At 45.1% G+C, this 19,366-nt stretch carries 17 protein-coding genes; 11 read left to right on the top strand and 6 right to left on the bottom strand.

Translation table 11 applies throughout. The features are described from left to right. Positions 1–309: 309 nt before the first annotated feature. The 6 genes from lnt to A6J60_RS07340 all read left to right on the top strand — a co-directional run bounded on the left by lnt (position 310) and on the right by A6J60_RS07340 (position 7,780). Positions 310–1,887, top strand: a complete 1,578-nt coding sequence (gene lnt / locus A6J60_RS07370) for an apolipoprotein N-acyltransferase (RefSeq protein WP_096065407.1) — start codon at positions 310–312, stop codon at positions 1,885–1,887. 358 nt (positions 1,888–2,245) lie between these two features. Further along, a complete protein-coding gene (locus tag A6J60_RS13525; protein WP_096065406.1) occupies positions 2,246–2,692 on the top strand; it encodes a hypothetical protein in 447 nt (148 codons plus the stop codon). Positions 2,693–2,969: 277 nt separating this feature from the next. Beyond that, positions 2,970–3,170 (top strand): hypothetical protein, encoded by a 201-nt coding sequence (locus A6J60_RS07355; protein ID WP_096065404.1) that lies wholly within the window; start codon positions 2,970–2,972, stop codon positions 3,168–3,170. Positions 3,171–3,197: 27 nt separating this feature from the next. Further along, positions 3,198–4,769 carry a peptide MFS transporter gene (locus tag A6J60_RS07350; RefSeq protein ID WP_096065403.1) on the top strand — a complete coding sequence of 524 codons (1,572 nt, stop codon included), beginning with the start codon at positions 3,198–3,200 and terminating at the stop codon, positions 4,767–4,769. 194 nt (positions 4,770–4,963) lie between these two features. After that, entirely contained in the window at positions 4,964–6,796 is a 1,833-nt protein-coding gene (locus A6J60_RS07345; protein ID WP_096065402.1) for an aminopeptidase P family protein, read from the top strand. Between the two features lie 204 nt (positions 6,797–7,000). Continuing rightward, positions 7,001–7,780, top strand: coding sequence for a class I SAM-dependent methyltransferase (locus A6J60_RS07340; protein WP_096065401.1), 780 nt, complete (start codon positions 7,001–7,003; stop codon positions 7,778–7,780). A 92-nt stretch (positions 7,781–7,872) separates the two neighbouring features. Here the strand turns inward: A6J60_RS07340 and A6J60_RS07335 are convergent, their stop codons facing one another. From A6J60_RS07335 to lgt, 4 genes are all read right to left on the bottom strand, one after another. After that, positions 7,873–9,474, bottom strand: coding sequence for a phospholipase D family protein (locus tag A6J60_RS07335; RefSeq protein WP_096065400.1), 1,602 nt, complete (start codon positions 9,472–9,474; stop codon positions 7,873–7,875). Next, positions 9,464–10,048: a dihydrofolate reductase gene (locus A6J60_RS07330; RefSeq protein ID WP_096065399.1), complete on the bottom strand. Its 585-nt coding sequence runs from the start codon at positions 10,046–10,048 to the stop codon at positions 9,464–9,466. The genes A6J60_RS07335 and A6J60_RS07330 overlap by 11 nt, the downstream gene beginning before the upstream one ends. A 54-nt stretch (positions 10,049–10,102) precedes the next feature. Then, positions 10,103–10,963 carry a thymidylate synthase gene (locus A6J60_RS07325; protein WP_096065398.1) on the bottom strand — a complete coding sequence of 287 codons (861 nt, stop codon included), beginning with the start codon at positions 10,961–10,963 and terminating at the stop codon, positions 10,103–10,105. Positions 10,964–11,081: 118 nt separating this feature from the next. Then, entirely contained in the window at positions 11,082–11,978 is an 897-nt protein-coding gene (gene lgt / locus A6J60_RS07320) for a prolipoprotein diacylglyceryl transferase (protein WP_096065397.1), read from the bottom strand. A 193-nt stretch (positions 11,979–12,171) separates the two neighbouring features. On the opposite strand from lgt, the gene A6J60_RS07315 reads away from it, so the two are divergent. Further along, entirely contained in the window at positions 12,172–13,020 is an 849-nt protein-coding gene (locus A6J60_RS07315) for an NRDE family protein (protein ID WP_096065396.1), read from the top strand. Positions 13,021–13,171: 151 nt separating this feature from the next. On the opposite strand, the gene A6J60_RS07310 is transcribed toward A6J60_RS07315, so the two are convergent. Further along, positions 13,172–13,693 (bottom strand): RNA pyrophosphohydrolase, encoded by a 522-nt coding sequence (locus tag A6J60_RS07310; protein WP_096065395.1) that lies wholly within the window; start codon positions 13,691–13,693, stop codon positions 13,172–13,174. Between the two features lie 552 nt (positions 13,694–14,245). On the opposite strand from A6J60_RS07310, the gene A6J60_RS07305 reads away from it, so the two are divergent. The 4 genes from A6J60_RS07305 to A6J60_RS07290 all read left to right on the top strand — a co-directional run bounded on the left by A6J60_RS07305 (position 14,246) and on the right by A6J60_RS07290 (position 18,311). After that, positions 14,246–16,246, top strand: coding sequence for an autotransporter domain-containing protein (locus A6J60_RS07305; RefSeq protein ID WP_096065394.1), 2,001 nt, complete (start codon positions 14,246–14,248; stop codon positions 16,244–16,246). 69 nt (positions 16,247–16,315) lie between these two features. After that, positions 16,316–17,131 carry a hypothetical protein gene (locus tag A6J60_RS07300; protein WP_096065393.1) on the top strand — a complete coding sequence of 272 codons (816 nt, stop codon included), beginning with the start codon at positions 16,316–16,318 and terminating at the stop codon, positions 17,129–17,131. Positions 17,132–17,397: 266 nt separating this feature from the next. Beyond that, positions 17,398–17,808: an OsmC family protein gene (locus tag A6J60_RS07295; RefSeq protein WP_413772382.1), complete on the top strand. Its 411-nt coding sequence runs from the start codon at positions 17,398–17,400 to the stop codon at positions 17,806–17,808. 77 nt (positions 17,809–17,885) lie between these two features. Beyond that, positions 17,886–18,311: an MAPEG family protein gene (locus A6J60_RS07290; protein ID WP_096065391.1), complete on the top strand. Its 426-nt coding sequence runs from the start codon at positions 17,886–17,888 to the stop codon at positions 18,309–18,311. Between the two features lie 38 nt (positions 18,312–18,349). On the opposite strand, the gene A6J60_RS07285 is transcribed toward A6J60_RS07290, so the two are convergent. Further along, complete coding sequence (locus A6J60_RS07285; protein WP_096065390.1) at positions 18,350–19,351, bottom strand: tRNA dihydrouridine synthase; 1,002 nt, start codon at positions 19,349–19,351, stop codon at positions 18,350–18,352. Positions 19,352–19,366 lie beyond the last annotated feature (15 nt).

The following is a 19,366-nucleotide window of genomic DNA, read 5'->3' as shown; positions in this document are numbered from 1 at the left end:
AGTATCAGCAAATAATAGCGTGAATGATTGGCAATGTGAACTTCTGTTTGTGTTTAGCGTTATATCCTATTTTGCTGTCTATTGGTTGGGTCTCTCTTTATCTTTGCACTTATTGCTTATACTATATCAGCTTTGAGATTTTTTGCGGTTAGGCTGTTATGATACGCCTATTAAAACCACCAATCTCATGTAATCCCTTTGTTCTATTTATTGTCTTATTGAATGTTATTGTCCTATTTAATGTACTGCTAATTATTGCAGGTTAAATAGGATAGCAATACGTCCTAAACATCAGTTACCGGAGCTGTCATGCGAGCCTCAACCCAACATCTGCAAAAACGACTTAACGCATCTGCCGTCTCTGAGCAAGCCTCACAATTACCCATAGGACTGGCAGTGATCGTCGCTTGGCTGGCCGGTGCGATGTTTATGTTGTCACTGGCGCCATATGGTTATTGGATTATTGCCTTGCTATCACCAGCGCTGCTTTATGCCTTACTACTGGGCCCGATGACCAATAAACGTGCCTTTATCATCGGTGAAGCGTATGGCATGGGGCTGTGGTGCGTCGGTGCCTTTTGGTTATACACCTCTATTCATGAATATGGCTATGTATCCATGCCGCTGTCGTTATTAGCGATTGCGGTGATGGGACTCGGAATGGGGTTGTTTCATGCCTTTATGGCGGTGATATTTAACCGTTTTGTGGGTAAGCAGCCATTGGCTTTTGCTGCGCTGTGGGTATTACAAGAGTGGCTTAAAACTTGGCTATTTACTGGATTTCCGTGGTTGTTCGTCGGTTATGCGTTTACCGAGCAGTATTGGCTGTCGTCACTGGCACCAGTAGCTGGCGTATTTGCGGTATCTTTCGTTGCCATATTATTGGCGGCAAGTCTGGTAGATGTGTTTCGCAAGCGTGCTGGCTATTTGGTAGTGACTGCGATATTGATGGCAATCAGTATTGGTCTGTGGCTGACCAATCCCGCTTGGACACAGCCAAAAGCAGGCAGTGACAATCTAAAAGTGTCGTTAATTCAAGGCAACATCCCACAAGATTTAAAATGGTTGACCGATTATCAGTATAAAACCTTAGAAATCTATGCCAGCTTAACCAGTACCGAGTGGGATCAAGATGTTGTGGTTTGGCCTGAGTCTTCTATTCCTATGTTCCAAACTAAGGCTTGGAGCTTTATCTCTGAAGTGGACAAAATTGCCAAGCAAACTGATACTGCTTGGTTGACTGGTGTGCCTTTTAAAGACGATGCCGCTTATAATCCGGAAACGGACAAATATGCGCCGTTCTATAACAGTGTGATGGCATTAGGCGCTGACTCTGAAGGGATATACAAAAAGCAGCGCTTGGTACCCTTTGGTGAATATATTCCGTTAGAGGGCGCGCTGGATCTGTTTCCAAAGCTGGCGGGTAGCCCAGATATTCTGAGCTACAGCCGCGGTGATGCCAATCAAGTGCCGCTGCAGGTGCGTGGTCACAACTTAGGCACCGCCATTTGTTATGAAGTGGCTTATCCAGACACCACACGCCGCAATGCCAAAGACACCGACTTTTTGTTAACCATCTCTAATGATGCTTGGTTTGGCACTTCCGCCGGTCCTTTACAGCACTTGCAAATGGTACAGATGCGCTCCCTTGAGACCGGTCGCTGGTTTATGCGGGCAACCAATACCGGGGTGACTGCCATTATCGATCACAAAGGTCGTATTGTTGAGCGCGCGCCTCAGTTTGAGCGTACGGTGTTGCGTGGTGAGGTGCAATCAAGAACCGGCATGACCCCTTATGTGCGTTTTGGTAACTATCCTATATTGATTGTGATAGGACTGTTATTATTGTTGAGTGTGTTTGCCAAACGAGGCGCAAGACGCGCGTGATATGTTAAATTAGCCGCCCGAATGTCGGCTAAATGCGGTCCAAAAGCGGTCTCAATCAATGTGTGTTAACATTGCTATTTAACATCCAGCAGTGACTCAAATATTGATCAGCCACAATAAATGGGACTGTTTTTAAATAAATTTTAAATAAAATGTACTACTAATCCACAAATAGGATAGGGCATTTTCACAAAACGCATTAAATTGCGATATAATAGCGACAACTGTAACTGGTTCTGAAGCGGATAACGACAACGAACCATTTCCCTTTAACTTTTATTGATAGTCCAAAATAAGCGATAACAGTGATTATTTGCTATCATTTTGGCTATAACTAAACTATACGGATAGGTGACCTATGGCAGATGCAAGCCAAAATAAACCGAAGAAAGAATTTGCCTACGCTCTAGTTGGTACTGTTGCTTTTTTGGCTATCGTACTTATCATTGCTATTTCAGCCTTCTTACGCCCAGCAGGTAATCATGCAGACCCTGAGGCGTCTGCAGCAGAGACAACTGAGGAAGCAACAGCAGAAGCGGCAGCACCTGAAGCGTCTACCACTGAAGAGGCCACTGCAGAAGCAGCAGAGTCTGAAGAAGGCACAGCGGAAGCGGCAGAAGAGACTGATATCGCAACAGCTGTTGAAGAAAATGCTGCTTCTGAAGCCGCACAAGAAACAGCAGAAGCGGTGGAAGCGACCACTGAAGTTACTACTGGTGTCGCCGCTGATAGCACAACAGTTGCTGAAGATGAAGCATCTGAATCAGCAGACGCTGATGCTACTGAAGAAGCAACCGCTCAGTAGTTGTTGGTTTGATATTTAATGAGCTGGCAGGCACAGTAGCACGCTTTGTGGCAATCAACGTTTGCCATAGCATCGGCTACCTAGATTCTCAGCATCAGTTTGAGCGTAACCACGCTCAAATTGGCTCAGTTTTGTCATCAACTTTGTCACCAGTGTTGTCAAAAGCTACGACACAGCTGCAGCCGCAACTAACCGTTAAGCCAACTCTAAAGCCAGCTTTGAAGCTGATATAAGCTGTATCAGTTAGCCCGTTTAATCGAAGGATTAAGCGGGCTTTTTGTATTTTTTATTCTATTTTATTTGTCGTAATCAACCAACCCACTGTCGTCATGCAGGGGCGAGCATTACCGCCACAACAGCTTTTTTTTATACCATCACTGTCATCGTACAGACCGATATCGGTGGTAAATCATTTTTGACATCAGTAATGGCTGTTATCAGTATTGGCGCATTGATGGGCTGGTTTTTTTACTATTAAAGTATCGACAGTTAAGGAACGAAATGTATGAGTATAGAGTCACGACCCTCTAAGCCCTCAGCGGAGTTTGAGGCGTTAGATAATAGTTTTATGGGGCATCCGCAGCCATTGCGATCGTTGTTTTTTACCGAAATGTGGGAGCGTTTTTCTTATTATAGTATTCGCCCTTTATTGGTATTATTTATGGTCGCTTCGGTAAGTAATGGCGGTTTTGGCTTTGATGATGCCACTGCCTCTGCTATTTACGGTATTTTCGCCGGTACTTTGTATTTGGCAGCGGTGCCAGGTGGCTGGCTAGCTGATAACTGGCTAGGACAAGAGCGCGCTTTATGGTGGGGCAGTATTATTATTGGCTTAGGTCATTTGAGCATCGCCTTATCTGCTTTTATGGGTATGTCACTGTTCTTTATTGGTCTCACCTTTATTGTGCTGGGTTCAGGGTTATTTAAGACCTGTATTTCGGTGATGGTTGGGGCGCTATATCCAGAAGGCGACAGCCGCCGTGATGGTGGTTTTACCTTGTTTTATATGGGTATTAATATTGGGGCATTGGTTGCGGCATTAATCGTTGGTATTTTCCAAGAGCGTCAAATGTGGCACATCGGCTTTGGCGTTGGTGGTATCGGGATGCTAATCTCATTACTGGTGTATCGTTTTGCGGCACGCAAAAACTTAAAGCGCTATGCTCAAGCAAAAGGCATAACGCCTGAATGGGAAATTCCTAACAGTCAGTACCAGAACATAGGGCGCTGGGTCGCGGTGTCTATGGCGGTTTTGATTGCGCTGATTGTATTGATTGCGACTGGCATCATGCCATTTAATCCGGCAATGGTTGCAGAGTACATGACCTATATTATTGCCGGCATGGTGATTTTATATTTTGCTTATATGTTCATCGCCCCCAAGTTGGATAAAACCGACAAGCTGCGTTTGTTCATTTGTTTCTTACTTATCATTGGCTCGACGCTGTTCTGGTCAAGCTTTGAACAACAACCGACTTCGTTTAACTTATTTGCCGATCGTTATACCGATTTGGATGTGATGGGCTTTAGCATCCCAAGTATTTGGTTTCAGTCATTAAACCCAATCTTTATTTTGCTATTGGCACCGATTGTCAGCATCATTTGGGTGAAGTTGGGCAGCCGTGGTCTTGAGCCAAACAGTATGACTAAGTTTGCCATTGGTATGTTATTGGCCGCTGCTGGTTTTGGGGTGATGATTTTTGCTGCTCAAGCGGTAGTGAACAACCCAGGTACTTTGGTATCGCCTTTATGGTTGACCGGTAGTTTGTTGCTTTTAACTTTAGGTGAGCTGGCACTTAGTCCAGTTGGCTTATCGTCTATGACTAAGCTGGCGCCAACCGGTATGCAGGGTCAGATGATGGGGCTGTTCTTTACCTCTTATGCCATGGGTAACTTAGTGGCTGCCTTCTTTGGCGGGCATGTGTCTGCTGATACCATCAATGGCTTGCCAGGCTTGTTCAAGACCATGGTTATTTTCTTAGTGGTCACTGCGCTTATTTTATTGGCAGTGGCTAAGCCAGTGAGAGCCATGTTGGATCGCAGTGAAGCTGAAGATAAGCTCAAAAACAATGCTTAATGGTCTGAGCCATGAATCTTTTTAATCGTTGGCAGTCAGTATTTGGTTGATACACTTACTAACTGAAAACGGTTCAAAAAACAAAACGTGTTACCATAATTCTGGTAGCACGTTTTTAGCTTTTAATAGCGTAATAAACAATCTTATAAATAAAAAACATCGACAAAATACAGACAAGACAAAAAGAGGATATTATGAGTACCATCCAACAACGCATTAATAACCTACGTCAGGTGATGCAGGACAATGATATCAATGCCATTGTGGTGCCATCAGCAGACCCACATTTATCAGAATATTTACCTGAATATTGGCAAGGTCGTCAGTGGCTATCTGGCTTTACCGGCTCAGTGGGCACTTTAGTAGTAACGGCAGATTTTGCGGGACTATGGGCCGACAGCCGTTACTGGGTACAAGCGGCTGATCAGCTTGATGGTACGGGTATTGAATTACAAAAGCTGCAAAAAGGAGCACCTAATCACGCCGACTGGTTGGCTGCGAATCTAAAAGCAGGTGACAGTGTTGCCATTGACGGCAATGTGTTGTCGTTGGCTGAGCAGGACAGATTGTTAGCTGCTTTTGCAGATGTCGCAGATGAAGACGACAATGATGACGAAGAGTACGGCATCCGTCTGATCACAGAAGAAGACTTATTAAATCAAATTTGGGAAGACCGTCCAGCGCTGCCAAGTGCACCCCTATATGCGCATGATGAGCAGTTTTTATCACAATCAGCAAAAGAAAAGCTGGCCGAAGTGCGTGCTCAGATGCAACAGCTTGAAGTGACGCATCATCTGATTTCAAGCTTAGATGACATCGCGTGGTTGACTAACTTACGTGGTAACGATGTCGACTATAACCCAGTATTTTTGGCACACATGTTAATCAGTGCTGACAGCGCTACCTTATATGTGGACACTCAGAAGGTGAGTGCTGATATCGCTAAGTTACTTGCCGATGCCGGTATTGAGGTTGCTGAATACGATCAAGTACAAGCAGCGCTGGGTCAGTTGACGCCAGAAGACTTGCTACTATTGGATCCAAATAAAGTGGCGGTGGGCACCTTAAACGACTTAGCCGATGACATTGGCATGATTGAAAGCATTGCCCCAAGCAGCTTGTTAAAATCAGTCAAAACAGACCAAGACATCGAGCACATCCGTGAAGCCATGCGTCAAGACGGGGCTGCTTTATGTCAGTTCTTTAGTGAGTTTGAAAACCGTCTAAACCAAGGCGAGCGCTTAAGCGAGCTAGATGTCGACAGCATGCTGATTGACGTACGTAGCAAGCAGCCACACTATGTATCACCTAGCTTCCCAACCATTGCCGGCTTCAATGAAAACGGTGCATTGCCACATTACCGTGCCACAGAAGACAAGTTTAGCTACATTGAAGGCGATGGCTTATTGTTAATCGACTCAGGCGCTCAGTACCAAAACGGCACCACAGACATCACCCGTGTGGTCGGCATTGGTAACGTCAATGCTGCACAAAAACGTGACTTTAGCATTGTTCTAAAAGCGCACATCGCCCTTGCCAGAGCTTGCTTCCCAGACGGTATTGCTTCACCGCTTATTGACGCCATTTGCCGTGCCCCATTATGGCAAGCGCAGCGTGATTATGGACATGGCACCGGTCATGGCGTGGGCTACTTCTTAAACGTCCACGAAGGCCCGCAAGTGATCGCCTACAGCGCGACCACACCGCCAGAGCGTGCGATGAAAGTGGGTATGATTACCAGTAATGAGCCTGGTCTATACCGTGAAGGTCGCTGGGGTATTCGTATCGAAAACCTAGTGGTGAATCAACCGGTTCCAACCCCAGAAGAGAGTGAATTTGGCCACTACCTCAACTTCGAAACGGTTACTCTATGCCCAATCGACACCCGTTTGGTTGACCCGAGCGTGTTAAACCAAGAAGAAATCGACTGGTTAAACGACTACCACAGCCACGTCTATAACGAGCTAAAAGACCGTGTTGAAGGTGAGGCGTTAGACTGGTTAACTGAACGTACCAAAGCCATCTAGTACGGGTCTACATGGTATAGCTATTGATTTAAAACCCTCTTTTAGGCAGCTAAAGGAGGGTTTTTTATTAAAGCTGATTCAACTCTGATTTTACGAACTCCAATTTCATTACCGCTAATTTTATTAAATCCAACCGCATTAATTATTGTTGCAATTAACATCACACCACGCACGATAATGACAAAATATAAAAAGGGAATAACGATGACTCAATCCAATTCTAAAACTATGACCCATAACCAAGTGGTCGACAATCAATTTGGCTCGCAAGCAACAGCCTACTTAAACAGCAGCGTGCATGCCCAAGGTCAAGAGTTCGCGTTAGTAGAAGAGATAGTAGCGCAATATGATCATGCTAAGGTGCTGGATTTAGGCAGTGGTGCAGGGCACATCAGCTTTTATGCGGCGCCACATGCCGAGAGCGTTATCGCTTACGATTTGTCGCAAGATATGCTCAAGGTAGTGGCTGATTCTGCTGAGCAAAAAGGGCTGAATAACATCAGTACTCAACAAGGTGTTGCAGAGTTCCTGCCTTTTAAGGACAACCATTTTGATGTAGTGGTTAGCCGCTTTTCAGCACACCATTGGCAGGATGTACCACAAGCTTTACGAGAGATGCGCCGTGTGTGTCAGCCCAATGGAACAGTGATGATGATTGATGTGATGGCACCGCCAAACCCAGTGTGTGATACCTTTTTGCAGACCATTGAGATACTGCGTGACAACAGTCACGTGCGTGATTATTCTGTTGCTGAATGGCAGAACATGTTCAGTCAGGCAGGGCTGAAGGTGAATCGAATGCAGACCCATAAGTTGCTGTTAGAATTTAATAGCTGGGTGACCCGCATGCGCACGCCTGAGCACTATGTAAAAGCGATTCGTGCGCTGCAACAAAGCATTGGTCAAGAAGCGACAGATTATTTTCAGGTACAAGCAGACGGCTCGTTTACCACAGATGTGATAACCCTGATTGCTGATAAATAGGATTGCTTGAAAATATCAATGTTGAAAAATAAGGATGCTTAAGATAGAGAGGCTGACAAATAAGGACGCTGTGTAGCTGTGCAAATAAACGGCTATAATAGCCACTCAATGGGCAGTAATGAACACACCCAGACGCCGAAGCGAGATAGCCAGCTGCTGTGTGGCTCGTTGTTGAACTCAATGATGTCACCGTCTTCTTCGGTTTGCCAGTATAGCTTGCCCTCAGCAGTTTTAGTGACAGCATAGCTGTACTGCATCTGCTTTTGCTTCATATTATCAACCAAGTAATTGGCAATCTCAGGGCTGTCAAACACAAAGCCCATTTCAGTATTCAGCGCAGCCGATCGCGGGTCCATATTAAAGGAGCCGACAAACAAGGTGTTGCTATCAATAATAAAGGTTTTGGCGTGCAAGCTGGCACCGCTGCTTTTGATAATGCCGCCATGATCTTTGGTGCTGATGGTGGCCATTGGCTTTAGCTCATATAGCTCTATACCAGCATTTAATAGCGGTTTGCGATACTTGGCATAGCCGGCGTGGACAGGAATAACATCGGTAGCGGCCAGCGAGTTGGTCAAGATGCCAACCTGTTTACCCTGATCGGCTAGGTCAGCAAACAGCTGCGTACCTTTTTGAGTCGGCACAAAGTAGGGTGAAATGACCAGTAATTCTTCTTTGGTCTGCGTCATTAATGGCGCAATATGAGCCAGGACGGAATCACTTTGTTTGGGTTTACTCAAGCCTTTGGCAGGATCATCACTGATTAATTCGGTGTTGGTCCAAATCAATGGTAACTCGCCTGATTTGAGCTGAGTGACAAACTTAGAGTGGATTAACTCGGTCAAAAATTGCTGAGTCTCTTCATCGGTTGCTGGTTGAGTATCAAAAGGCTCAGGATTGTTAATCGATATAATATTTTCAGCAGGGTAGCTGGAATCACTGGCCCAATAGCGATCAAAGTCTTGTTCTACTTGCTGAGCAGCGGGCCCAACAGCGGCCATATCCAAGTCAGCGAACATCACGCCACTACCAAAACCAAAATACTCATCGCCGACATTGCGTCCGCCTGCAATGGTCACTAAGCCATCAGCAGTAAAGGATTTATTGTGCATGCGTCGGTTTAAGCGAAAAAAGTCACTTAAGTAGCCCAACGGACGCAAACGGCGCTGCATAAACGGGTTAAACAGTCGTACTTCAATATTAGGATGGGCATTGACGCTAGCGAGTAGGGCGTCCATGCCGCCGGTGTTGTTGTCATCAAGTAGCAGTCGCACGCGCACGCCACGTTCAGCAGCTTGATACAAGCTTTGCATCAGCAGATGGCCGGTGGTGTCGTCATGCCAAATATAATATTGCACATCGAGCGTATCTTCGGCTGAAGATGCCAACGCTAGACGAGCTAAAAAAGCTTCATGACTGTCGTCTAGCAGGTACAAGCCACTTTGCTGTGGGTGTGCCTCTATGTCTGGCAATAGCTGCTGAGCCAATGCGCTTTGAGGGTTGAAAGGAAGGGAGGTGGATATCGTGCGCTGCTGATTGTCAGGCAGTGACTGGTGACTGATAATAGCCAACAGTGCTAAGCTAGCAATCAGCACAATAAGAATAACGAAGACGGTTTTGGTGACTTTTAGCAGTGTAAAAACGACCTGTTTAGTCTTACTGTGACTAGAGGACGATGCGCTATTATTCACCATCTTTAAGGCGATAAGTCACAAACTTATAGCTTAAGCCGCTTTTTTCATCGCTAAATGAGTCAGATATTTCGGTCTGTTCAAATCCGCCTGGAATCTCAGGGAAGAAGGCATCACCGTTTTCAATGTCTGTGTCCACTAGCGTCAGCTCAATGCGGTCGGTGAATATCATGGCGCTTTTGAATATCTTCTCGCCGCCAATCACCCAAATCGTATCGAACTTGAGACCGTGCGCAATATTCGCCGCTTGGGTCAGGGCGTCATCAAGATTGTGCATCACATACACGTTTTTGTTATCGACGAGATTGTGCTGCTGTTCATAGTCCATTTGGGTTGTAACGATAAAGTTAACCCGTTTCGGCAACGGCTTGCTGCCCATTGACTCAAATGTTTTGCGGCCCATGATAACGATACCTTTAACGCTGCTGTCAGCATAGGTATCGGTTTCTGAGGTGGTCAACGCTTTGAAGTGCTTTAAATCATTTGGGATGTGCCAAGGTAAGTCATTACCTTTGCCAATGCAACGGTTGTTGCTGATAGCAGCGATTTGGGCAACTTGGGTACCGGCGTAACTCATGTGATGTCCTTAAATACTGAAAAATACTCGAGGGTTTTGATATAACCCATTTTGCTAAACCGCCACAGGTGCTTTAATCGCAGGGTGTGTTTGATAGTTTTCAACTCGAATATCATCAAAAGTAAAGTCAAAAATATCGGTAACTTCAGGGTTCAGCCATAAGGTCGGCAGCTCGTAAGGCGTGCGTGATAACTGCTCATTCACCTGCTCTAAGTGGTTTTGATACAGATGGCAATCACCGCCTGACCAAATGAACTCACCCACTTCCAAGTCACACACTTGGGCAATCATATGCGTCAGTAGCGAGTAGCTGGCGATGTTAAACGGTACTCCCAAGAATAAGTCTGCTGAGCGCTGATACAGTTGGCAAGAGAGCTTACCGTCAGCGACAAAGAATTGAAATAGAGTATGGCAAGGCGGCAGCGCCACTAAGTTGGCTTCGGCTGGGTTCCAGCCCGATACGATTAAGCGGCGTGAATTGGGGTTGTTTTTAATTTGATCAATAACTTGGGTAATTTGGTCCACCCCGTCTTTATTGAAGCCACCATCATCACTTTGGCTGGCGCCATAGTTACGCCATTGGTGACCATAAATAGGACCCAGCTCGCCTTCAGGACGACCAAAGCGGGCAGTCTGCTCAGCAGTTGACCACTCATTCCAGATACGTACCCCATGATCTTGGAGGTACTGAACATTGGTATCACCCTTTAAGAACCAAAACAGCTCATAGGTGATCGACTTCATGTGTACCTTTTTGGTAGTGAGTAGGGGGAACCCATCTTTTAAATCAAAGCGCATTTGGGCGCCAAAGTGGCTTAACGTTCCGGTACCAGTGCGGTCACCTTTTGGTGTACCGTGGTCACGTACATAACGAATGAGATCCAAGTAAGCGGCTTCGTTTTTAACAGGTGTCATAGTCAGTTGCTCTATCTTGTTTGGTTAAAGCGGCTTAGCGCGCTGTCCTAATGTTCAATATGATTTTTACTATCTGATTTAATGTGTTAATGGCTAACGCATTTAACGACTCTCAGGTTTAACGACTTTGAGGTGCATTATTCGCGTATTTGCCCCAGTCATAGACTTGATTGCGATAGGCCAATACCATTAATAACAAGCCAATTAAAATCATTGGCAGGGTATATAACTGACCCTTACTCATCCAACCAAAAATCAGATCATAGCCAGCGTCAGGCTGACGGAAGAATTCAATGGTAAAGCGGCTGATGCCGTAGCACAGCATAAATAAAGCAGATACCGCCATGCGTGGGCGTGGCTTAGAAGAAAACCACCAAACTAAAATAAAGGTTAATAACCCTTCGGCAAAGGCTTCGTAAAGCTGTGAAGGATGGCGCGGTAGTAGCGCGACTTCATTGACCTGCATGGCTAATGACTGAAGCGCTGGCGTGCTGTTGAGTAGCTCTGCATCAAAGCGTGCGGCTTGTGGGAAATACGTCAGCCAATTATAACCGCCATCAGAAACTCGGCCCCATAGCTCACCGTTGATATAGTTACCAATACGCCCAAATAGCAGTCCCGTTGGAACACAAGGTACGATGAAATCGAGCACATTAAAGATGGGCTTTTTGTATTTGCGGGCAAAATAAATCATCGCCAAAGCAACGCCAATAAAGCCGCCATGGAATGACATGCCGCCTTCCCATACTCTGAAGATATAAGTGGGGTCGGCCAGTAGTTCGCCAAATTGATATAAGAAGACGTAACCAATACGGCCGCCTAAAATCACACCAAGTGCACCGTAAAAGACTAAGTCGGAGACCATCTCGGTGGTCCAACCTTCGCGTTTGCTACTACGATACCAGGCCAAGCCATAGGCAGCGGCAAAAGCCAGTAGATACATAAAGCCATACCAATGTACTTGGACAGGGCCAAGTGACAATGCAATCGGATCAAATTGGGGATGAATCATCATGAGTGAAATCTACGTAGTTATGTGGTGTGGCTCATGATAGCAAAATTTGGCAGTGTCGAATACTGGCAGACTGAAAACGGCCACATTTAGCCACAGACAAATCATTGATGCTGGCCACAAAAATAGGCTATGCTTGCTCACCAACAGTCTTGCTTTAATCCATAAACTGATAACAACCAAAGAAGAGTAAATTATGTGTATTGTTGCCATTGCGTGGCAGTTATTTGACGAGATGCCTTTAGTACTGTTGTCTAATCGCGATGAGTTTTTGGCTCGTCCGACCTTAGCGGCGCATCAGTGGCAAGAGTCACCTATCTATGCAGGACGTGATCAGCAAAGTGGCGGCACTTGGTTGGGATTACATCAGATATCTTCGCAGCTTAGTTTAAATGAGCACACTGATTTGCAACAGCAAGTCACTCAAAATGGTCGCTGGGCAGTGGTGCTTAACTTTCGCGATGGGCGACAATCCTCGCCAGATCAGCGCTCTCGGGGTGAGTTGGTCACTCACTTTTTAACCAGTGACTTATCACCATTGGTTTTTGCACGTCAGATTAAGCTGCAAGACTATGCCGGTTTTAATTTAATAGTGGGAGACCAGAGGCAAGCAGTTGTGGTTAATAATCGAGGCTATCCGCCAACGCCATTGCACAGCGGGCTACATGTTATCTCAAATGGTCAACCCAATGATCCTTGGTTTAAGTCTGAAAAATTACGTGGGCGTGTGCGCCAAGAAGTGCTGCCGCTGATTGCCGAGAGTTTTGAGTTTTATAACGGTGATATGAGTTATTGGCAATCTGCGGCTTGGCAAGTATTACAAGATAGGGTGCAGGCACCGAGTAATCAGCTGCCAGATACGGGGATGCCCGAGCAATTAGAGCAGTCGTTGTCCTCTATTTGTATCGATACGCCTGAATTACCCAATTATGGTACGCGTACCCAGAGTATTTTGACGTTGCGATTGCAGCCGTCAAATGAAGCCGGCATAGATAAACGACTGCTACTGGTGTTAGAGAGCCGTGAATATCAGCGGCGCAGTTAATGGACGATAACGAATGGACTATAAATGCTCATAAATATAAAAAAGCCCCGATAATATAAATACCCACAAAAAAAGCCCGCATCACTCAGATACGGGCTTTTTTAATCTAAATACATCAATATATTTAAGCAGAAGTTGCTTTTATTGAGGCTCAAACCTGTAACAAGTGGTTTGTGGTCTCAGGTAAAATCAACTCTTTTTTTAGCGGTAACTCACGTGCTAACTCTCGCAATGCACGGCGATAAACGCCTCGCTTAAAATGAACCACTTGACCCAGTGGATACCAGTAGCTAACCCATTCCCAATGGTCAAATTCTGGTTTTGCTGTATCAAAGCGGATATGTTCAGTATTCGGCTCATCTAGCCGGAGCAAAAACCACTTTTGTTTTTGTCCAATACACAAAGGTTGCTGACCATGGCGTATATAACGCTTAGGTAAGCGATACCTTAGCCAGTTATCAGTTGAGGCTAAAAGCTGAACGTGTCGAGGATATAGGCCTACTTCCTCCCACAGCTCACGGTACATAGCATCAACAGGCGTTTCGCCTGCATCAATGCCCCCCTGCGGGAACTGCCAAGAATCATGACCAACTCGTTTTGCCCATAGTACTTGTCCTTGTGTATTTGCCAAGATGATACCGACATTGGCTCTAAAGCCGTCTGCATCAATCATGACTATAACCTTAAAATTATTAAATGTTTAAGTAGATCAATCTATTACTCTTTATTATCTTGCATCTTTTATCATTTTAATAGGCAGGTAAACCTGCAGTTGAATCTGCAATCAAAACAAAGGATTAATAGGTTGATTATCGTTGCTTCTATTAAACCAGTAAATCGAGTTAAATGGTAATAATATTTTGATATAAAATGTTTCACTGTTTAATAAGGCATGCACTTATAATCATCAGGGTAACAAATTAAGTATGCTGTCACTGTGATGGGCCCTAATAATAAAGCCCTCTCTATACTGTATATATAGGGTCTCAGCGCTGTTAAAGCAACCTGTTAAAGGTGATTTAGGCACTCAGCTGCTTGAAATCCACTGCAGTGTTATAGCAAGAAATAATTAGTCGCAATTGTGGTAGCAGTTATGCAAAAATAGCAGCTAGGCAATTGATTACGATTAGAATTTGCAAAATCATTGCCTGCTTTTAGCAAAGCGTATACAATTGTTCACTATTCCCCCTTTAGCATTACCTATTTTTATAACAAGGAAGTCAAGATGTCGAACTCTCATCTGTACACCCCGGTAGCCTCTTCAAACACCAAAACGCCACAAGCATTAAAAACCTTAACCAAAGCAATTTTAGCAATCAGCTTGGCCACTACCGGTACAGCTTATGCCAGTGGCTATAACAGCGACTACAGCAGCGTGACCTTTTTTGGTGACAGTTTGACCGATGGTGGTTATTTTAAGCCGGTATTAGATAAAGAAGAATCAGGCCAATTTACGACCAACCCAGACAATACGTGGGCAACCTCATTTGCAGAAAGCTTAGGATTGAATTCGACAGCCAATACTTTGGGCGGTGATAATTCGGGTAATAACTATGCCATTGGCGGCGCAAGAGCCGGTCAGGATGTCGAAAGAGAAGGGCTGCCTGTTGCTTCTGCAAAAACTCAGTTAGACACTTATCTGGCCAATAACAATGTGGATTCAAATGGCCTATATTCGGTCTGGATCGGTGCTAATGATTTGTTTGCTGCTTCAGATTACATACAAAAAAATATTGGGAGCTTTATCTCCAATAAAGAGGGAACTATTCAGAAAGCAATTGATGGTTATATTCTTCCAGCAGTAGAAGATCAAATTGCTACAGTTAGTAGATTACACACTAATGGTGCTGAATATATTTTAGTTCCGAATATACCTGATGTTGGACTGACACCTGAGACTATTCAAGCAGATGAGGCAATTGAGGGAAATGCATTCCTAGAGGAGAAACTGGGCAAGGATGTTTTTAAGAAAACTGGGAATAGATTAGCAGCTGCCTACAATGATGCTTTGTACCAAAAGTTACAGCAATCAGGCGCCAATATTATCCCACTTGATACGTTTAGCTTATTACAGCAAGTAGCCGCAGATCCTGCTGCGTATGGTTATAAAGATGTCTCAACAAAAGCCTGTGGTGATACCAGCTCGCTTGAATGTGGTCGAGATAACTTGAAGGAAGTAGGTGCTGAAAACAGCTACTTCTTTGCTGACAGCATTCACCCTACAGGCCGTGCACACCGCATGATTGCAGACTACGCCAATGCAGTGACGACTGCGCCGAGTCAGGTGGGTCTATTACCACACATCGCGACTCAGTCTGGACTGGCAACCACTCAGCGCCTACAAAATCATATCAATCAGCGTCAAGATATTAAGCCAACACAGCCTTACTCAGGCCCTTCAGTTTGGGCTTCTGTTGATGTCAATTCAATGGATGTGGCAGGATTTGATAGCAGTGGTAACACCCAAGTATTATTGGGTTTAGATTATGATTATGCGGGCTCTGCAGATGCGGTGACTGGTATTTATGGTCATATCAGCCAAGCAGAATTGGACAAAAGTATTCGTAGTGGCATCAATAAAGTAGATCACGACGAAATAGGTATCGGCCTGTATCACAGCAACAAAGTGGGTAACGTACAGCTCAATGGCGCCGTTGGTTATGGCAAAATTGATATGGATATTAACCGAGTGGTCAGCCTAGATGACTTGCAGCAGCAGTTTGAATCAGAAATTGATGGTAAGCGCTACTATGCGACGCTTCAGGCGGGCTATCCGATCCAATTTGGTGATTTTGCCCAGTTTAGTCAAACCAGTGTGACTCCTTATCTGGCAGCGACGTTCAACCAAGTCAAACTTGATGCCATCGAAGAAAAAGAGATGACTGGTATCGCCATGCAGTTTGATAAGCAAAAGTACAACACCACGTATGGCACGTTGGGTCTAAAAGCCAATACCCGTTTAAGCGATCGTACTCATATTTTCGGTGATGTACATTATCAAAAACAGCTGGATGACAATCAAAAGCAAGTCACGGCACGTTTAAACACTCAGCCTGATATGCCATTTACAACACCTAAGTTTGATATCGATGATGACAGCTTTGGCATGAGCCTGGGTATCTCACGTGAGTTCGGTGCAATGACGGCTAATGCGGGTGTGTCACACAGCACAGGTGATGACGACGATATGACCAGCGTCTTTGTGGGTCTTAGTAGCAAGTTTTAACCGTTGTATGCCAAGCTAAATTATTGCAGATAATAATGAGTGGACGATGAACAGTGGGAGAGGTTGTTAATGGCACAGGCTATGAATGATAAAGCCATAAATAGTAAAGCTATCAAACATCAGGCTTTAAAAGTAGCATTGATGGCAGGAACGCTTCTGTCACCACTGTGGTTATCGTCTTGTATGACGGCGATGGTTAGTGATGCCGCCGATAAAAAGGACAAAGAGGTCATCGTTCACTTATCTGATACCATTACCCACATGGGAAAGCCGGCTCAACCTATCCGTGGTTATGAGCATGCCTTGGTATTGGTCGGTCAGCAGAATGGTTACTTATTGACCAGTGATTATGCCAAAAGACCACAGTTGCTAGAAGATATTTTTACCAAAGCCGATACCGACTATCTGTATTTGGATTTTTATGACGCTGGCGGCAGTTATATGAAACAACAGCCAAACACGTCGTTAAATATAGATGTTAATAATGAATGTTATAAAGACAATAAGTGGTGTGCGACAACCAAGATTAACTTTTATAAACCCCTTAATCTGATTAAAGATGGTGAGGTAGCACAGATGGAGTCGTTAGGCTTTAGGTGCTTTGAGCCAACTTCTACCCAGTTAAACAGTGGCTATAATACAGTGCAATGTTCACGAGAAGTGGCGCTTCAGATTCATTTAATCGAAGGCATCAATAATACTGACCGCTTATCCTATCCGTTAAAGCAACCAGTCAAGTTAACGGTAACTGAAACCATTGAGCACGATAACCAAGGCCGTCAGGCATTAAAGCTTCTGACGCCAGTGGCGGTTGGTGTGGATGTGATTACGCTACCTTTGCAGTTCCTATTCTTTCTGGGCGGTATGGGTAAGCATGGTGTTTAAGTCATCGCTTATATTAAATGTTTAAGCCAGTGCCAATCGACACTGGCTTTTTAGTATCAATATAGAGGGTAGCAGCTAAAGTTATCGTCAGCCGCAGCAAATTACCCAAAGGTCATTTGCATTGGGTCGTTGTCATGCTAGGATTAGCAGCAGTCTCTATTAAAATACAATCTTTATAAAAATACAGTCTCAACCTTACAAAAAAAGATAGCCTTCAGGAGTACGCAGACATGAGCACTGACGCCCCAAGATTAGATCCAAAAACCATGCCGCTTCAAGGCGATGTGACTTGGAAACAAGACAGACATTTTATCGGTACAGCGCCATCCGGTAAGACGGTTGATATTGATGCCAATAAAGAGAAAGGCGCTAGCCCAATGGAGCTGGTGTTACTCGGTCTTGGCGGTTGTGCCAGCTATGATGTGGTCGGTATTTTAGAAAAAAGCCGTCAAGATATTAAAGATGTGCGTTGTGAATTATCAGCGGTTCGTGCCGATACGGTACCAGCGGTATATACTGATATTCATCTGCACTTTGTGGTCACCGGTAATGATGTCAAACAGAAGCAGGTAGAGAAAGCGGTTGCACTGTCAGCGGATAAATACTGCTCAGCCAGTAAGATGCTGGCAGACGGCGGTGTGCATATTACGCATAGCTTTGAAGTGGTCGCTGGCTAATGGTGTGCAACGCGCCACTAGATACTAATGACTAGATCCTAAATATGATAATCCCATAAGCGGTAAAGAGAGATAAGATGAGTTGGTTTTTTGCCTTAATTCCGGAGTCATCGAGCGTGGCCATTTGGACCATGATCATTGCCAGTGCACTGCCTATTGTGTTTGCCTTATTAGCCAAAGCGTTGGGCGGGTTTCGTCTGGCAGACAATGCCCATCCTCGTGAGTCGCTGGCCAAACTAACTGGTGCCGCTGCCCGTGCCAATGCGGCGCAGCAAAACAGCTTTGAAGGTTTGCCTATCTTTTTGGCGGCTGTGATTACTTCGATGCTGTTTTTCGTACCGCAAATAGTGGTTAACTATTTGGCAGTGATGTATATCGCTTTGCGCATTGTGTATGGCATCGCCTATGTGATTAATATGCCCACATTCCGCTCCATCGTTTGGGGTTTGTCGATGGTGTGTTGTTTTATGCTGTTTTACTTGTCATTACGCATGGCGTTTTAAACACCGACTTTAAATATAAGTCAGCCTAAAGCCAAACGCTAAACCTCGTCACGTTGTGCCTGTAGCTGCTCGATAATCGCTTGTTTATCGCGCAGCTTTTTTATGTCATCCCATAATACTTTGGCCTCAGCATAACCCTTACTCAGCATGGCCAACCACTGTTTATAACGCCCAATCAAAGCCATTTCAGTTTTGGCATCGCCATGCAAAAATGCCAGTTGATGAGTAATCAATGCCTGCCAATCCAGCTCAGTATCTGGGTTATCCACTTGTGCAATCAGATCTGGGCGAGTGACCGCACCGCGACCAAGCATTAGGTGTGGAGTATTGGCCTGTTCACAACAGCGCTGCGCGTGTTGATTGTTCCAAATTTCACCATTGGCAATCACTGGCATCGCAAGCTCAGTAAATCCAACAATCTTTTCCCAATACGCCGGTGGTTTATAGCCTTGGGTCTTGGTACGTGCATGAATGGTCAGCCAGTTTGCACCACTGTCTGCGATGGCTTTTCGAATATCATCAAGATTGCTGGTATCGGTATAACCCAAACGAATCTTAGCCGACACCGGAATGTGGCTAGGCACGGTGTCACGCACTGCAGAGATGATGTCTCGCATCAGACTCGGCTCATCGAGTAACACGCTGCCACCGCGATGATTGTTAACTGTTTTAGCCGGGCAACCAAAATTTAAGTCAATGGCAGGTGCGCCCAATTCACAAGCGGCTAATGCATTTTGAGCCATTAATTCAGGCTCGCTACCGAGCAGCTGAATGTGAATCGGGGTACCGCTGGCAGTTTTGCATTGATGATTCAACTCAGGCACAAAGCGGTAAAACACATGAGCCGGTAACACATGATGGGTAACCCGGATAAACTCACTGACTGACCAATCATAAGGTCGGCCCAAGTCACTGGCGATTTGGGTCAATATCTGACGCATCAACGGATCGGTTAAGCCTTCCATCGGGGCAAGCAGGCGCACTGGATTTGAGAACAGCTGTGCTGTGGCAGGGTGCGCAGAGTGGGGGTGTTGGCTCATAACTCTAAACTTATA

This window comes from Psychrobacter sp. FDAARGOS_221, from assembly GCF_002313155.2.
Lineage (GTDB): Bacteria > Pseudomonadota > Gammaproteobacteria > Pseudomonadales > Moraxellaceae > Psychrobacter.
Note: the sequence above shows the minus strand (reverse complement) of the source record. Positions and strands in the feature narration are given on the sequence as shown.

Excerpts from the sequence above, each read along its gene's own strand:
- lnt (WP_096065407.1), top strand. The coding sequence starts at position 310 with ATGCGAGCCTCAACCCAACATCTGCAAAAACGACTTAACGCATCTGCC.
- A6J60_RS13525 (WP_096065406.1), top strand. The coding sequence starts at position 2,246 with ATGGCAGATGCAAGCCAAAATAAACCGAAGAAAGAATTTGCCTACGCT.
- A6J60_RS07350 (WP_096065403.1), top strand. The coding sequence starts at position 3,198 with ATGAGTATAGAGTCACGACCCTCTAAGCCCTCAGCGGAGTTTGAGGCG.
- A6J60_RS07345 (WP_096065402.1), top strand. The coding sequence starts at position 4,964 with ATGAGTACCATCCAACAACGCATTAATAACCTACGTCAGGTGATGCAG.
- A6J60_RS07340 (WP_096065401.1), top strand. The coding sequence starts at position 7,001 with ATGACTCAATCCAATTCTAAAACTATGACCCATAACCAAGTGGTCGAC.
- A6J60_RS07335 (WP_096065400.1), bottom strand. The coding sequence starts at position 9,474 with ATGGTGAATAATAGCGCATCGTCCTCTAGTCACAGTAAGACTAAACAG.
- A6J60_RS07330 (WP_096065399.1), bottom strand. The coding sequence starts at position 10,048 with ATGAGTTACGCCGGTACCCAAGTTGCCCAAATCGCTGCTATCAGCAAC.
- A6J60_RS07325 (WP_096065398.1), bottom strand. The coding sequence starts at position 10,963 with ATGACACCTGTTAAAAACGAAGCCGCTTACTTGGATCTCATTCGTTAT.
- lgt (WP_096065397.1), bottom strand. The coding sequence starts at position 11,978 with ATGATGATTCATCCCCAATTTGATCCGATTGCATTGTCACTTGGCCCT.
- A6J60_RS07315 (WP_096065396.1), top strand. The coding sequence starts at position 12,172 with ATGTGTATTGTTGCCATTGCGTGGCAGTTATTTGACGAGATGCCTTTA.
- A6J60_RS07310 (WP_096065395.1), bottom strand. The coding sequence starts at position 13,693 with ATGATTGATGCAGACGGCTTTAGAGCCAATGTCGGTATCATCTTGGCA.
- A6J60_RS07305 (WP_096065394.1), top strand. The coding sequence starts at position 14,246 with ATGTCGAACTCTCATCTGTACACCCCGGTAGCCTCTTCAAACACCAAA.
- A6J60_RS07300 (WP_096065393.1), top strand. The coding sequence starts at position 16,316 with ATGGCACAGGCTATGAATGATAAAGCCATAAATAGTAAAGCTATCAAA.
- A6J60_RS07295 (WP_413772382.1), top strand. The coding sequence starts at position 17,398 with ATGCCGCTTCAAGGCGATGTGACTTGGAAACAAGACAGACATTTTATC.
- A6J60_RS07290 (WP_096065391.1), top strand. The coding sequence starts at position 17,886 with ATGAGTTGGTTTTTTGCCTTAATTCCGGAGTCATCGAGCGTGGCCATT.
- A6J60_RS07285 (WP_096065390.1), bottom strand. The coding sequence starts at position 19,351 with ATGAGCCAACACCCCCACTCTGCGCACCCTGCCACAGCACAGCTGTTC.